The sequence below is a fragment of the Streptomyces sp. NPDC048057 genome, from assembly GCF_040653095.1.
Classification (GTDB): domain Bacteria; phylum Actinomycetota; class Actinomycetes; order Streptomycetales; family Streptomycetaceae; genus Streptomyces.
This window is the reverse complement of sequence record NZ_JBEZNF010000019.1, coordinates 92,976-107,554: the sequence shown is the minus strand read 5'-3', so window position 1 is coordinate 107,554 and position 14,579 is coordinate 92,976. Positions and strand designations below refer to the sequence as shown.

Below are 14,579 nucleotides of genomic sequence, written 5' to 3'. Positions count from 1 at the left end.
CGTCGCCCGCGCGGCGGGGTCACCCCGACGGCGGGACCAGGGCCCGCGCGAGCCCCTCGGCCAGATCGGAGTTGGCGCCCTGCTGGAAGGCGCGCTCGTAGGCCGCGTCGCCGACGCCCTCACGGGCGGCGCGCTCGCACTGCTCCCGGACGGCGCGGAGTTCGGGGGTGCCCCGCTGGGGGTGGCCGACCGTGCTCCAGAACGCCTGCCCCGTTCCGTACACCTGGCCGACGCGTTCGGCGTCCCCCGCCGCGGCGATCGCCGCCGCGAGGGCGTCGAGCCCCAGTGCGATGCCGAAGTTGTCCCCTATCCCCTGCTTGCCTTCGAGCATGGCGCGCGCGTGGGTCGCCGCGTCGCGCGGATGGCCGCAGAAGAGGGCGATCAGGCTGAGCTGGTAGTCCAGATAGGCACGGGTCCACGACTCCCCGCGGTCCACACAGCCCTCGCGCAGCGACAGCGCCAGCTCCCGCGCCTCCTCCAGACGGTGCAGGCCGGTGAGGGCGAAGACCTGGACGAGGTGGCAGCGCAGCCGGCCGGGGGAGTCGAAGGGCCGGCCGATCGCCCGGCCCACGGCGTGCGCCGCCATCTCGCCCGCCGTCTGCGGGCGCCCCGTCAGCAGCGCGATCAGCCCGGAGAGATAGGCCGCCTCCAAGATGCCCTCCGGGGCCCCGTCGTCGCGGGCGGAGAGCGTGCACTTGTCACTCACGACCTGCGCGGCGCCGTAGTCACCCTGGAGCGTGATGGTGACCCCGAGCGCCCACAACCCCCGGGTGCGGTCGGGCCCCGGCTCCGGATGCGCCTTCAGGGTCTGGTCCAGATAGTCCCGGGCCTCGTGCAGATGACCGCAGCAACTCCAGAAGAACCCGACCACTCCGGCCAGCCGCAGCGCCCGTGCGGGGGCGGTGCGGAGGAAATGGTCGAGCGCCGCGCACAGTTCCGTGTGCACGGCGCTGATCCTGCGGTACCAGTGGGCCTGCTCCGGACCGAGCCACTCGCGGTCGGCGCGCTCGGCGAAGCGTAAGAAGTGCTCGGCGTGGCGCTGCGCCGTGACCGCTTCCTCCTCCAGGGCCCGCAGCCACATCGCGCCGTACTCCCGGATGGTGTCCAGCATCCGGTAGCGGATGCCGTCGCCCTCAGGGGTCTTGATCACCCTCAGGACGCACATCTCCACCAGCCGTTCGAGCAGCGGCCCGATCGAGGTGGACGGCAACGGCCCGCCCGAGCACACCGCCAGCGCGGACGCCTCGTCGAAGTCGCCCCGGAAGACCGTGAGCCGGGCCCACAACAGCCTTTCGAGTGGTGCGCACAGCTCGTGGCTCCACCCGATCGCGGTACGCATGGTCCGGTGCCGCTCGGGTCGTACGGTGGCGTCCTCCGTCGCTTCGAGGACGTCGAAGCGGGAGGTGAGCCGCGCCGCGACCTCCTCGATGCCGGACTTGCCGGCCTGCGCCGCGGCCAGCTCCAGCGCGAGCGGAATGCCGTCGAGCCGCTGGCAGATCCACCGCGCGGCCTGGTACGCGTCGCCCGTCTTGAAGCCGTCCGCGGGCAGTTCGGCCAGCTCCGCGATCGGGCCCGGCGCCGGCGGCACGACACCGCCGGCCGCCGCGACGCGCTGGGCGAACAGCTCCAGGGCGTCGGGACCCTTCACGGGCAGGGGGTCGACGGGGACCACCCGCTCGTCCTCCAGGCCCAGCGGCTGCCGGGAGGTGGCGAGCACGGTCAGCCCGGGGGCCGCCGTGAGCAGGTCGCCGACCAGTACGCGACACGCGTCGACCAGGTGCTCGCAGGAGTCGAGCACCAGGAGCAGGTGCTTGGGGGCGAGCCACTCGCACAGCGCGTCGACCGGCATCCGGGGGGTGTGGTCGGAGAGGTCACAGGCGTCGGAGACGGTGGCCAGCAGCAGCCGGTCGCCGTACAGCGGCGAGAGCTCCGCCCAGGCCACCCCGTCGGGGAATCCCTCGACCGCCATGTGCGCGGCGCGCAGCGCGAGCCGCGACTTGCCCACGCCACCGGGGCCGACGAGGGCGACGAGACGGTGCTTCCGCAACGCCCGGTCCAGCCGGAACAGTTCCCAGTTCCGTCCGACGAAACTTGTCGATTCCTCGGGAAGGTTGCCCAACACGGGGTCATTGTTGCGCACTTCGTACCCCCTTGGCCCATCCACGGACCCGTCGAATTGCCGAATGCGGCGGGAAATCGACTGCCTGTCGACCGGGTGCGCACGGTTCCGGCCGCTGCCGCGTCACGGCGGTCCACCGCTGCTCGTGCGGAGGCCGGGCCCGGTTTCGCGGGCCCGGCCTCCGCACGATCAGCGAGGTCCGGCGGTGGGGCGCCGTGACGGAATCACGGCACCTGCGGCAGCTACGGAACGCTCGGCACGGTCACCGAGGGTACTGCCGGCAGCGCGGGCACCGAGGTCTCGGCGGGCGCGTCGCCGACGGTCGGGGTGGCGGTCGACGACGGGAGGTTGACGTCCGCCAACGAAGTGTTGATCTTACTGAGCAGATCGGCGACGGCGGCGTTCACATCGGCGACGACGGCATCGGCGTCGGCCTGGGACGGCGCGGCCAGGTCGTTGAGGGAGCTCTGGAGCGAGGCGAGGAAGTCGTCCACCGTGTTCGCACGGACGATGTCCTGAGTCGCGTCCTGGGCGGGCGTCGACGCCGCGGACGAAGCGGCGGGGGCCCCGGACGTGGGGGCTTCGAGCGCGGCGGCGGTGCCGACCGTCGTGAGGGCGAGGGCGGCGCACAGTGCTGACGGCACGAGCACGCGGGTCACCGGTGCGAGGCGCATGCGGGGCTTCCTTCCAGAGGGGGACGTTCTCTCGCTCACCGTGGGAAGGGCGTATACGCAACGCAACCGCTGGACGCTGCGCCACATGAGTGACCCGCCTTCACGCTCCCGGCGCTGACCAGCCGTTTTCCCGAGTGAGTCGAAGAGCTCCAGAAGGTGGTGCGAGGTACGGCAGACGGGTGAGCCCCGGCGTGTCCGCGGGCCGGAAGTCGCAGAAGCTTCTCGGTTGGATCCCTACCCATAAGGAACAGATAAGGGCAAAATGGAAATGCGCGGATCAAAGACGCGCAGTTCGGTCAGACGTGCAGCGCACAGTGAGGAGGCGAGTCGTATGGCCGACGTCTCACACAGGGGAGATCTGGCGGGGCATCCCGACATCGGAGAGATGAGGGACCGCTATGCCCGCGTGCTCGGAGGGCGCGATGTCGCCCTCGTGGACGGCCCGGTGTTCCTGGTCGGCCTGGCGTGCGCGGTTTCCCCGTGGATAGTCCACTTCTCCAGCAGCCAGCCCGCCCTGGCGACGCACAACCTGATCATGGGCGTCGCGATCGTGGTGCTCGCGCTCGGGTTCACGGTCATGCCGCAGCGGATGTACGGCCTCAGCTGGGCCATGTGCGTCATGGGCGCGTGGATGATCATCGCGCCGTGGGTCGTGGGTACGAACCCCGACAAGGGGGTCATCTGGACCAACGCCGTACTGGGCGCCCTCACCTTCCTGTTGGGGCTGGCCTGCACGGCGGCGGCCGTGAAGACCGGCAGGAGGGAGCGCACCTGACGTCGAGTGACGCCCGATCGCGCACCCCTGCCGGGCTGTTCGCGCCCGCGAGGGGACCCGCGAAGGGTGCGGGCCGGTCCGTCGACGGCGGACCGGCCCGTGCGCTCACGTCCACGGCCCGCGCTCTGATCCGCGGGGGAGTTCCTACTCGGGCAGCTTGCTCCGCGGTGCGCGACGGCGCGCCGAGTCGAGCAGTGCGTGGATGCGCGGCCCCGCCTCGTCGGGTTCCCACAGCGGCGAGGGGAAGGGGAGTCGTACGTCCTCGTGGGAACGGGCGTGTTCGAGGCGGAGGGTGATCCCGTAGCGGTCGACGGCCAGCGGCAGCGCCCGCCGTACGCCGAGCAGCCGACGCGGCTTGACCAGGCGCAGCAGCACCTCGACGAGGTCGGCGTGGTCGGCGGCCATGTGCGTGAGCATCCCTGCCTCGCAGGTGGCCAGCGGATCCGCCTGGGCCGCCATCAGCTCCGGCAGGCCCACCGAGGTGCGCTCGCCTCCCTGGTCGAGCATGGCGTGGCCGAACTCCATGCAGCGGCTGCCCGCCGGACCCTGGTGGGCCGATTCGGGCAGCAGCCAGCCGGCGAGCACGACCCGGGCCCGCACCCGGTCCCGTACGGGCGTGGGTGCGACGTCGGTGAACTCCAGCGTGGCCCGTACGGCCTGTGCACCCGCCGGGCAGGGCTCGTCGCCGCTGCGCTCGGGGTCCGCGTCCCAGTCGTCGGTCGGGTGGAGGTGGATCCGTTCCGCTCCGCCGGCGCCCTGGAGGCGCGAGACGTCCGTGCGGCCTTCGTCGGTGACGACGGTCATCGAATCGGCGGCCGTCAGGATCGTCCTGATCCGCTCGGCGCTGCTCGGCGCGGCGAGGGGAGGGGTGAACAGGCGCATGTGGAACTCCACACCATCGAGAGGTTAGGTTTGCCTAACCTAATCTGTCAGGTGGTGTGTCGCCAACCCCGCGTGCGGCTCAGGCCACCAGCGGACGGACCGTCACGGGCATTCCGGGGGCCTGGTGGCCGCCGCTCGCCAGCATGCGCACCTCGCCCTGCGCGCTGATCTCGGCGCGCACGATGCCGGTGTCGTCCTCGTACACGGGGTGGCCGCCGGCTCCGGCCCGCTCCGTGCGGTGGACGACCACGACGTCGTCCTCGACGGCGGACCCGCGGAACACGAGTTCGTAGACCTCCGCGACCTCTGCGGACTCCATGGCGCCTCCTTGGTACGGGGTCGCCCGCTTCCATGGTCGCGCAGGTGGGGGCGGAGTGCAGCACACCCCCACCGGGTCCGGGCGTCAGGCGGCGCGCACCCCGGGCGCCAGCGCGTCGTACACGATCGAGGCGATCTCGTCGAAGGCCGTGAAGTCCATCGTCAGCCGGTTCTTCGTCAGGGCGAAGGCGATCCCGTTGGCCGTGTCGCCGAAGGCGTAGCTGCCGCCGGCGCCGGCCATGCCGAAGGTGCTGTCGACGGTGTCGGCGCGCTCGGGCAGGCCCAGGGCGTACCCCAGGCCCCACGACGCCTCGTTGCCGAAGACCTGGTCGGGCCCGGCGAAGGAGACGGCCGTGACCTCGCGCAGGCGCTCGGGCGTGAGCAGCCGGACGTCCGGCAGCTGGCCGAGCAGCGCAGCGTACATCCGGGCGATCGCGCGGGCCGAGGTCTTCGCGCCCGCGGGGATGTCCGCGGCGAGCACGTCGGGCCGGTTGCCCAGTGCGGCCGTCGGGAACAGCGACTTCGGGCCGGCCTTGAACATCGGCAGATCGTCCGGCAGCTGGGCCAGCATCTCCGCGGAGCCCGGCGCGTCCTCCAGGACGGCCAGCCGGCCCTGCTCGGCGGCCGGCACGCCGAAGTACAGTTCCCCGTCGACACCCAGCGGCGCCGCGACCTCCTCCGCCAGCAGCTGGGAGACGGGCTTGCCGGTGGCCCTGCGCGCCACCTCGCCCAGCACGTAACCGAAGGTGTACGCGTGGTACCCGGTCGAGGTGCCCGGCTCCCACCAGGGCTTCTCATCGGCGATGACGGCGCTGATGCGGTCCCAGTCGCAGACGTCCGCCACGGTCGTGTCGCCGGGCAGCCCGGGCACTCCCGCGGTGTGGTTCAGGACGTGCCGTACGGTCACGCCGTCCTTGCCGTGCGCGGCGAACTCGGGCCACAACGCGGCCACCGGGGTGTCGTAGTCGAACAGTCCGCGCTCCACCAGCACGTGCACGACCGTGGCCGTGGCGGCCTTGCCGATCGAATAGTTGTAGAAGACGGTCTCCGCGGTGACCTGCCGGGCGGTCGCGGGGTCGGCGACACCGGATGCCACGTCGACCACGAGGTCACCGCGGTGGTACACGGCGACCTGCACGCCCCGTTCCGCGTCCGAGGCCACGAGGCGGTCGACCGTCTGCTGGACCTGCTGCTGGATGTCGCTCACTTGCTCTCCTCATGTCGTTCGATCGACATCATGACGGTGGGGACTGACAAAAGGGATCGGTGCTCAGGCGCTGAATCGCACGGTGGCTCCGGATGTCCGACCTGCCGCCCGGCAGGGCCGCTCGCGCCGACCCGTCGTCACCAGGCTTCCGAGCCGGTGCCCTTCGCCGCAGTCGGCGACGCCCGGCCCTCGCCGGCCCGCAGTTTCAGCGCCAGCAACGGGAAGACCAGCACCGACACCATGGCCGCCCCCACCAGCGCGGCCGCCTCGCCGGACGGGATGACCCGTCGGTCCACGCCGATGGTGGTGATGGCGACGACGAGCGGCAGACAGGTCGCCGAGTACAGGGTGAGCGCCCAGCGGTCGGTGCGCCCGAGGTCGCGCGGCGCGAGCGCGTACACGGGAAGGCCCCGTACGACGAGGAACAACAGCAGGAAGAGGGGGAGGAGCGCCAGCGGCCGGCCGCCGTCGAGCAGCGCGTCCAGATCGAACTCGATCCCCGTGACCACGAAGAACAGCGGCACCAGGAAGCCGAAGCCCAGCGCTTCGATGCGGCCGAGGACCTCCTTGCCGCCCTCCGGCGCCGCGCCGTCCAGGACGATCCGGGTGAGCACGCCCGCCGCGAACGCCCCGAGGAGGGTGTCCAGTCCGAACACCGCCGCCAGCGCGAGCATCGACACCAGCAGCAGCATCACGAACCGCACGGCGAACTGTCCGCTGCTGTGCAGGGTGTTCGCCACGATGCGGGAGAACCACGGAGGTCGCGGTCGTAGCGCCCAGAAGACCGCCGCCGCGGTGATCGCGGCGAACCCCGCCAGCAGCGCGACGGACTCGGCCGGCCGTCGCCCGCTGAGCAGCAGCGCCATGGCGATGATCGGGCCGAACTCGCCGACCGCGCCGAAGGCCAGCATCACCGTTCCGAAGCGGCCCTTCAGATCACCGCTGTCGCGCAGCACCGGCAGCACCGTGCCGAGGGCGGTGCTGGTGAGCGCGGTCCCGATGACCACGCTGCGACCGGTGTCGCCCGCCGTCAGCGCCATGGCGACCCCGAGCCCGAGCACCAGGGCGATCAGCCACGCCCACAGGGCGCGGCGCAGGGTGTCACCGCGTACGGCGCCCCACTCGATCTCGTAGCCGGCGAGGAAGATGAGCATCGCGAGGCCGAGGTCCGACAGCGTGTCGACGACGGCGTCCGGGTGGGCCCAGCCGAAGACGGCGGGTCCGACGAGGATGCCCAGCAGGATCTCGAAGATCACCAGGGGGACGCGGATCCAACGGCCCGCCGCCTGGGCCAGCACGGGCGCGAGCACGGCGGCGGCCATGATGAGGATGAGCGTTCCCGGGTGCATGGCCACGATGGTAAGCACCCAAAAGGTGCAATGAGGTCATATGCGGCCGAGTGTGCTTCGAGGGTTCAGGAGGCGTCGGCCTCCAGTCGTCGCAGCCGCTCCGCGTCGCTGGTCCGCGGGCACGTGCTGCACGTGTCCTCCTGACGGATCGTGTAGAAGAGGCAGCAGCTCATGCGGGTGCGCGTCGGGTACGAGCGGCCGTCGCGGCCCGTCAACCGGCGGGCGTTCGCGCCGCCCAGGAAGGGCGCGATCGGCCCCGGCAGCAGTCGACCCGTCGCGGCCACCGCGCGCTCCTCCTCGCCCAGCGCCTTGCCCGCGTACCAGACGGCGGAGACGAGGTCGTCCCCGACCATGCCCCACAGGGCGCGTGGCCCGCGCCGCAGGTGCGGGCCCATCGCCGCCAACAGGGGGCGGACGTGCGTGGCGACCGCCTCCCGCAGTTCGTGGTCGAGCGCCTGTTGGTCGGGGACCACCCGCACGCCCGGCAGGCCCGCCGCGGGATCGTCCGGCAGGCAGGTGAAGCCGCCCGGCACCACGGCGAGGTCGCCGGGCCGGTGGCCGAAGCGGATGTCCTCGGGGCGCAGCAGCGGCACCCGTCCGTCCAGGTACCACGGCCCGCTGATCAGCAGGCACGCCGCCCACAGGCAGGTGTGCAGGGCTCGGGAGGCGACCACGTCGGGGCGGGCCGCATGCGTGTACCGCTCCTCGATGCGCGCGGCCTCCGCCGCCAGGAAGGCGTCCAGCAGGGCCGGGTGGTACGCCAGTTCGGCGCCGCTCGTCCAGCCCCGGCCGACGGGGGAGCGGGGTGGTGCGACCTCGATGTGTCGGGTCGTCAGGTGTGCGGCGAGTCGCCGGTACGACGCGGTGAGCAGGGTGGAGCAGCTGAGGGCAGCTCCGGCAGGTGCGGGCGCCGGGGCCAGAAGCACGGGTACTCCTCGGGGTGGTGCCAGGGGGAGCCGTCGGGGCGGCGGGTTCGATGCGGCGGCGCGGTGACGTGGCCGCACGGTGACGGCGCGACGGGGTGGCGGCGCGACGTGACGAACGCGCCCGAACGGCGGTACGGAACGCGAGGGAGAAGGTAAGGCTCACCTTAACCACATCGTCCTATCGTGCGCGAACTCGGGGTGCGGCGAGCCCAATTGGCGTGTTTAGGCATGCCTAACCTAAGCTCCGCCGTGATGATCCACCGCGACCGGATCGATCCCCGGCGTGTCCTCGTCGAAGGCCGCCCCACCCACCGCTGCCGGACCCGAAGCGGCACGGCGCCGGACCTCCCGGCCACCGGGCCGACACCGGTCGACCCCCATGCCCAGTGAATGTGCGCGCGGAAGTAATTCACCCATGCAGACGATGCAGAGTACGCAACCGGCCCCCGCCGGACAGCTGTACGTCCTCGCCCTCAACCCCACCGACTCGGTGTCCGAGGGCTTCCTCCCCGCCGCCGAACGGCTGGGCCTGCGAACGACGCTCCTCACCGACCAGCCGGGCGCGCACCGCGAACGCCACCCGGACCTGGAGGTCCTGGAGTGCGACGTCCGCGACCCGCACGCCGTCATCAGCCGCATCTCCACCCATCTGGCCCCCGCCGCCGTCTTCAGCAACAGCGACCACCTCCAGACGACGACCGCGCTGGCCGCCGCGTACTTCGACCTGCCGGGCAAGGACTGGCGGGCCGCGCTGCGCACCAAGGACAAGGCGGAGATGCGCCGCCGACTCGCCGCCGCCGGGAGCCCGACCGTACGCAGCCTGGAAATCCCGCCCGACCGGGACCCCGCCACCCTCGCCCGGGTCCCGGCACCCGCCGTGCTCAAGCCGCGCGAGGGCGTCGCCAGCGAAGACGTCGTCCACGTCCGCGACCGGGCGGAACTGGTGCGCCGCACCGCCGAGATCCGGGCCCGCCGCCCCGGCGCCGCCCTCGTCGCCGAGGAGTACCTGCCCGGCGAACTCCACACCCTGGAGACCCTCGGCGACGGCCGCCGCCTGCACGTGCTCGGCGGCTTCCGCACCGACCTGTCACCGCTGCCGTACTTCATCGAGGAACGGCTCACCTACGTGCCGGCGCACCCCGAGTCCGTGGTCGCCCAGGTCCTGCCGGCGCTGCGCGCCCTCGGCGTCGGCTTCGGGGCCTGCCACACCGAGTTCGTGGTGCACCGGGGCGAGGCCCGCATCATCGAGGTCAACTACCGGGCCATAGGCGACCAGTGCGACCTGCTGCTCGCCGACCTCCTCGCCGTACCCCTCTTCGACCTCGTCCTCGCCACCCACCTCGGCGAACCGCTCCCCGCGGACCTCGGCGCACGCACCGACGGCGCCGCCCGGCTGGACTACCCGCTGGCCGACCGCGCCGGCACCCTCACCGCCGCCCCGGGCCCGGCCGACCTGACCGTGGGCGACGTGACGCTGACGTACCGTCCGACGCGCGCCGTCGGCGAGCGCCACGACCTGTACCGCACCAACCGCGACTTCCTCGGCATCCTCCGGGCCACGGGACGGGACCAGGGGTCCGTGGACCGCGCCGTGACGGACTTCCTCACCCGGCAGAGCTGGGAGATCACCCCGTGACCGACGACACCGTCATGTGCAACGCGCTCAGCACCCTGCTGCGCGAGGACGCCGTCGGACTGCGCAGCCGCACCACCGCGGTGGACCTGCCCGACGGGACCTGGCTGCGGCTGCCCACCGACGGCGACGCCCTGCTGCTGCCCGTGCGCCGCACCGAACCCGGCTTCCAGCACCACGCCGAGGCCCGGCTGCCGCTGCTGCGCCGCGAGTCCGACGGCACACGACTGACGGGCCCCGACGAGGTGCTGCACGCCCTGCGGGCGCTCGCCGACCCCCGCGACCGGCCCGGCTTCGACGCCTTCGCCCAGGAGTGCCGCGAGGCGATCGCCGCCGCCCGACTGCAACGAGTGACCACCGGCGCCGTGCACCGTGACCTGGCCGCCCGGTACGGAGCCGACCCGGCCCACTGGAGCGGCCCCGCAGCCAGCCTCGCCTTCGACGCCCTCGCCGCCCGGCTGGACCACCCGGTCTATCCCACGGCCCGCGGACGCGCCGGCCTCACGGACGACGACCTACGGGCGTACGCGCCCGAGTTCCACCCCCGCTTCCGCCTGAGATGGCTCGCCCTGCCCCGGGAGGCGGTCACCCTCAGCGGCACCCCGGACGAGCAGCGGCCCGACGCCTGGTGGCCCGAGCCGTCCGAGGTCGGCCTGCCCGCCCGCCTGGACGCCAGCCACCTCGCCCTGCCCGTCCACCCGCTCACCGCGGCCGGCCCCCTGGTCGAGGCGCTGCGCACCACCGGCCTCACAGGCCGCGCCCACCTCGCCGAGCGGCCCCACCTCGACGTCGTCCCCACCCTGTCGCTGCGGACCGTCGCGCTGGCCGACCACCCCGCCGTCCACCTCAAGCTGCCGCTGGCGACCGCCACCCTCGGTCGGCTCAACCGACGCACCATCAAACCCGGCACCCTCGCCGACGGCGCCGCAGTCCAACGGCTCCTTCAAGCCGTCGTGGCCCGCGAACCCCGCTTCCACGGCACCGTCCTGCACGCCGACGAGACCCACCACGCCCACGCCGACCACGAACTCCTCGCCGCCCTGGTGCGCCGCCAGCCCGCCGCACTCGACGCCACGACGACCGCGGTCCCCCTCGCGGCCCTGCTCGGCCGCGCCCCCGGCGGCGGGCTCGTCATCGACCGCCTCGCCGACCGCCACCACGGGGGCGACGCCCTCGCCCTCCTCGACGCCGTCCTCACTCTGCTCTTCGACTGGCAGACGACCCTCTTCGGCTACGGCATCGCCCTGGAGTCCCACCAGCAGAACGTCACCCTGCTCCTCGGCGGCCCCGCACCGCGCCTGCTCTTCAAGGACAACGACGGCCCCCGCATCCACGCCGGCCGGGCGCGCACCGCCCTCGGCGCACCGCTGCCCGACTTCGCCGACCGGCGCATCGCCGTCGACGACGACCGCGCCCTGATCGACCTGTTCACCACCATCACCGTCCACCTCTGCGCGGGCGCCTACGCCTTCGCGCTCGCCAAGAGCGGCCACGCGCCGCTGAACACCCTGCTCGCCCTCGTCCGCGACCGGCTCGCCGACGCCGTGGCCCGCCTCGACGCCGGGCCCCGCACGGCGCTGCGCACCCACGTCCTGGACGCCGCCCACCTGCCCGTCAAGGCGATGGTCACCGCGGGCACCCTGCTCGCCAAGGAAAGATCAGGCGCTTTGGACATCAACAAGCACTACACCACGGGCCCCAACTACCTGCCGCGGGGGGAGTGAGCAGCGATGACCAGCACCACCACCGACCGGACCGCTCCCTTCGCCGGCCCGCCGACCAGACCGCCCACGGCCGCGGACGCCGTCGCCCACACCCTGCTGAACTGCCTGCTGCGCGAGGTGTGCGGACCCGAGCGCCAGACCGCCGTCGTCGACGGACACCTGCTGCTGCGGCTGCCGCGCCTCGGCGTACTGCTGCGGGTGGCGCTGCGCCGCACCTCCCTGCTGGGCGCCCACCGCTTCACCGGCCCCGTCACCGAACAACGCGACGACGGCTGGTCCGAAGTGGGGTGGCGACGGCTCGCCGAACACACCCACGCCGAGCTGACCCTGCGCACCGGCACCCGCAACGAAGAGTTCCTCGCCCAGATCACCGCCAGCCACCGCGGGGTGAGCGCCGCACTGGACGCCGTGGCGCGCGGCGCGGACCAGCCGGCCGCCCCCGGCGACTGGCTCGCCTCCTACCTCGCGTCGGAACAGTCACTCGCCCTCGGCCACCGCTTCCACCCCACGCCCAAGGCCCACACCGGCGACCCCGCCGCCTGGTCCGCGTACGCCCCCGCCGCCGGCGTGTCCTTCCCGCTGCGCCTGCTCGCCGTGCGCACCCACCTCATCGCCGAAGAGTCCGTCGAGCCCGGTGCCACCGCCGCCCTCGACCGCCTCGCCACCGCGCCCCCCGGCCACCGGATCCTGCCGGTCCACCCCTGGCAGTACGGCCATCTGCGCACCGCCCTCGGGCCCCTGCTGGAGCGCGGCGACGTGATCGACCTCGGGACCGGCCACCGGCGCTTCACCCCCACCGCGTCCGTCCGCACCCTCTACGACGGCGACACCTTCCTCAAGTTCAGCCTCAACGTCCGCATCACCAACTGCCTGCGGAAGAACGCCTTCTACGAACTCTCCGGCGCCGTCGCCCTCACCCGCATCCTCGCCCCCGCCCTCTCCGATCTGGCCGCCCGCTTCCCGGACGCCGCGGTGCTGCGCGAGCCGGCCTACCGCAGCCTGCGCGTCCCCGGCCCCGAAGGCCGTACGGACACCTCCCTGCTGGAAGGGCTCGGCGTGATCGTGCGCGAAGGGCTCGCCGCCCGGCTGCGGCCCGGCGTCACGCCCCTGCTCGCCGCCTCCGTCGCCGACGAGTACCCGACCGGCCCCGGCCACGTCTCCCGGCTCGGACCCGCCGCCGACCCCGCCGCGGCCCTGACGTGGTGGCGCGCCTACCTCACCCTGCTGATCCCGCCCGTCCTCGCCGCCTACTTCGACCACGGACTGGTCCTCGAACCCCACCTCCAGAACGTCGTCGTCGGCGTCGGAGCCGACGGCAACCCCGCCCAGATCCTCTTCCGCGACCTGGAGGGCACCAAGCTCCTGCCGGAGCACCACGCGGAAGCCCTCGCCGCCCTGCCGCCCGACGTCGCCAGGCCCATGACGTACGACGCCGGGCACGGCTGGGACCGGGTCGTGTACTGCCTGCTGGTCAACCACGTCGCCGAAGTGCTGGCGGCCCTCGCCGACCTGCACCCGCACAACGAGGCGGCGCTGTGGTCCCAGGTGCGGCACACGATCCGCCGGTACGCCGACGAACACGGCTGCCCGCCTCGGCTGCGCGCCCTGCTGGCCGGCGTCCCGCTGCCGGCCAAGGCCAACCTGCTGACCCGCTGGGAGCGCTCGGCCGACCGCGACGCCGGATACGTCCGACTGCCCTCACCGCTGGCGCAGGACATCTCGTCCACCGGTCGCGCATCCCTCCCCGCCCACGCCGACCGGAGCCCCCGATGACCGCCGTGCCCGAGTTCGTCCGCACTCTGCCGACCGAGCAACTGCCCGCGTACGTCCACGACCTCGACGCCCTGCGCGCGCACGCGGCGCACATCCGCGCCTGCCTCGGCGGTCGGGCCGCGTTCCAGTACGCGGTCAAGGCCAACCCCGACGCCCGCGTCCTCACCGCGCTCGCGCCGTACGTCGACGGCTTCGAGGTCTCCTCGGGCGGCGAGGTCGACCACGTCAGCGAGGCCGTGCCGGACGTGCCGCTGGCCTTCGGCGGACCCGGCAAGACACCTGCGGAGATCGCGACGGCGCTGCGCTGGAAGGTGGCGCGCTTCCACGTCGAAAGCGCTCACGAACTGCGCGTCCTCGCATCACTCGCGCACCACCGCGCCGCACCCCCCGTCGGGGTGCTGCTGCGGGTCAATCTGCCGGTCGCCGAAGGACTGCCCGCCACCACCGCCCTCGTGATGGGCGGACGCCCCTCGCCGTTCGGGATCGACCCCGGCGACGCCGACGCCCTGCTGCGGCAGCTCACCGACGGCAGCCACCCCGGCCTGCGGTGGCGCGGCGTCCACGCCCACCTCGCCAGCGGGCTGACGGCCCCCCAACAGCTGGACCTGGCACGGCAGATCGTCACCTGGTCGGCCGCGCTCGCCGCCCGCCACCGCCTGCCCCTGCCGGAGGTCACCGTCGGCGGCGGGATGGCCGTCGACTACGCGCGCCCGAACGAGCACTTCGACTGGGTCGCGTTCGGAGCCGGCATCGCGGACCTCGCCGACGCCCACCCCGGGACCGTGCTGAAGATCGAGCCCGGCCGGGCCGTGACCGCTTACAGCGGCTGGTACGCCACCGACGTCCTGGACGTCAAGCGCAGCCACGGCGAGACCTTCGCCGTGCTGCGCGGCGGTACGCACCATCTGCGCACGCCCGCCACCAAGGGCCACGACCAGCCGTGCACCGTGCTCGCCGTCGACGACTGGCCCCACCCCTGGCCGCGGCCCACCGCCGAGAGCGGTGAACCCGTCACCCTCGTCGGGCAGTTGTGCACCCCGAAGGACGTCCTGGCACGGCGGGTGTCCGCGCCCGGCCTGCGCGCGGGGGACCGGGTCCTCTTCGCCCTTGCGGGCGCCTACGCCTGGAACATCTCCCACCACGACTTCCTGATGCACCCCAAACCCCGGTTCCACCACCTCGGCGCGCCCTGATCCGGC

General features: G+C 73.2%; 12 protein-coding genes. 5 read left to right on the top strand and 7 right to left on the bottom strand.

Annotation, left to right across the window (positions count from 1 at the left end):
• Nucleotides 1–19 precede the first annotated feature (19 nt).
• Both AB0E05_RS22905 and AB0E05_RS22900 read right to left on the bottom strand, forming a co-directional pair.
• Nucleotides 20–2,122, bottom strand: coding sequence for an NB-ARC domain-containing protein (locus AB0E05_RS22905; RefSeq protein WP_361966489.1), 2,103 nt, complete (start codon nt 2,120–2,122; stop codon nt 20–22).
• 239 nt (nt 2,123–2,361) lie between these two features.
• On the bottom strand, nt 2,362–2,793 hold the full coding sequence (locus AB0E05_RS22900; RefSeq protein WP_361966343.1) for a hypothetical protein: 432 nt from the start codon (nt 2,791–2,793) through the stop codon (nt 2,362–2,364).
• 331 nt (nt 2,794–3,124) lie between these two features.
• Here AB0E05_RS22900 and AB0E05_RS22895 point away from each other — a divergent pair, with 331 nt between their 5' ends.
• Nucleotides 3,125–3,568 (top strand): SPW repeat protein, encoded by a 444-nt coding sequence (locus AB0E05_RS22895; protein ID WP_361966341.1) that lies wholly within the window; start codon nt 3,125–3,127, stop codon nt 3,566–3,568.
• Nucleotides 3,569–3,712: 144 nt separating this feature from the next.
• Here the strand turns inward: AB0E05_RS22895 and AB0E05_RS22890 are convergent, their stop codons facing one another.
• The 5 genes from AB0E05_RS22890 to AB0E05_RS22870 form a co-directional block, all read right to left on the bottom strand.
• Nucleotides 3,713–4,450, bottom strand: a complete 738-nt coding sequence (locus AB0E05_RS22890; RefSeq protein ID WP_361966339.1) for a DUF2470 domain-containing protein — start codon at nt 4,448–4,450, stop codon at nt 3,713–3,715.
• 79 nt (nt 4,451–4,529) lie between these two features.
• Nucleotides 4,530–4,769 (bottom strand): DUF6296 family protein, encoded by a 240-nt coding sequence (locus tag AB0E05_RS22885; RefSeq protein WP_361966336.1) that lies wholly within the window; start codon nt 4,767–4,769, stop codon nt 4,530–4,532.
• 84 nt (nt 4,770–4,853) lie between these two features.
• A complete protein-coding gene (locus tag AB0E05_RS22880; protein ID WP_361966334.1) occupies nt 4,854–5,975 on the bottom strand; it encodes a serine hydrolase domain-containing protein in 1,122 nt (373 codons plus the stop codon).
• 137 nt (nt 5,976–6,112) lie between these two features.
• The gene (locus AB0E05_RS22875; RefSeq protein ID WP_361966331.1) at nt 6,113–7,324 is read right to left on the bottom strand and encodes a cation:proton antiporter; all 1,212 of its coding nucleotides are present in this window, start codon (nt 7,322–7,324) and stop codon (nt 6,113–6,115) included.
• Between the two features lie 65 nt (nt 7,325–7,389).
• Nucleotides 7,390–8,250: a (2Fe-2S)-binding protein gene (locus AB0E05_RS22870; RefSeq protein ID WP_361966328.1), complete on the bottom strand. Its 861-nt coding sequence runs from the start codon at nt 8,248–8,250 to the stop codon at nt 7,390–7,392.
• 424 nt (nt 8,251–8,674) lie between these two features.
• On the opposite strand from AB0E05_RS22870, the gene AB0E05_RS22865 reads away from it, so the two are divergent.
• The 4 genes from AB0E05_RS22865 to AB0E05_RS22850 are packed head-to-tail and all read left to right on the top strand — an operon-like array spanning nt 8,675 to nt 14,573.
• Nucleotides 8,675–9,886: an ATP-grasp domain-containing protein gene (locus AB0E05_RS22865; protein ID WP_361966326.1), complete on the top strand. Its 1,212-nt coding sequence runs from the start codon at nt 8,675–8,677 to the stop codon at nt 9,884–9,886.
• A 14-nt stretch (nt 9,887–9,900) separates the two neighbouring features.
• The gene (locus tag AB0E05_RS22860) at nt 9,901–11,607 is read left to right on the top strand and encodes an IucA/IucC family protein (RefSeq protein WP_361966487.1); all 1,707 of its coding nucleotides are present in this window, start codon (nt 9,901–9,903) and stop codon (nt 11,605–11,607) included.
• 6 nt (nt 11,608–11,613) lie between these two features.
• Nucleotides 11,614–13,380 carry an IucA/IucC family protein gene (locus AB0E05_RS22855; protein WP_361966324.1) on the top strand — a complete coding sequence of 589 codons (1,767 nt, stop codon included), beginning with the start codon at nt 11,614–11,616 and terminating at the stop codon, nt 13,378–13,380.
• Complete coding sequence (locus tag AB0E05_RS22850) at nt 13,377–14,573, top strand: type III PLP-dependent enzyme (protein WP_361966322.1); 1,197 nt, start codon at nt 13,377–13,379, stop codon at nt 14,571–14,573. The genes AB0E05_RS22855 and AB0E05_RS22850 overlap by 4 nt, the downstream gene beginning before the upstream one ends.
• Nucleotides 14,574–14,579 lie beyond the last annotated feature (6 nt).

Bases quoted from the DNA above. Each gene is read 5' to 3' on its own strand.
- AB0E05_RS22900 (WP_361966343.1), bottom strand. From the start codon at position 2,793: ATGCGCCTCGCACCGGTGACCCGCGTGCTCGTGCCGTCAGCACTGTGC.
- AB0E05_RS22895 (WP_361966341.1), top strand. From the start codon at position 3,125: ATGGCCGACGTCTCACACAGGGGAGATCTGGCGGGGCATCCCGACATC.
- AB0E05_RS22890 (WP_361966339.1), bottom strand. From the start codon at position 4,450: ATGCGCCTGTTCACCCCTCCCCTCGCCGCGCCGAGCAGCGCCGAGCGG.
- AB0E05_RS22885 (WP_361966336.1), bottom strand. From the start codon at position 4,769: ATGGAGTCCGCAGAGGTCGCGGAGGTCTACGAACTCGTGTTCCGCGGG.
- AB0E05_RS22875 (WP_361966331.1), bottom strand. From the start codon at position 7,324: ATGCACCCGGGAACGCTCATCCTCATCATGGCCGCCGCCGTGCTCGCG.
- AB0E05_RS22865 (WP_361966326.1), top strand. From the start codon at position 8,675: ATGCAGAGTACGCAACCGGCCCCCGCCGGACAGCTGTACGTCCTCGCC.
- AB0E05_RS22860 (WP_361966487.1), top strand. From the start codon at position 9,901: ATGTGCAACGCGCTCAGCACCCTGCTGCGCGAGGACGCCGTCGGACTG.
- AB0E05_RS22855 (WP_361966324.1), top strand. From the start codon at position 11,614: ATGACCAGCACCACCACCGACCGGACCGCTCCCTTCGCCGGCCCGCCG.
- AB0E05_RS22850 (WP_361966322.1), top strand. From the start codon at position 13,377: ATGACCGCCGTGCCCGAGTTCGTCCGCACTCTGCCGACCGAGCAACTG.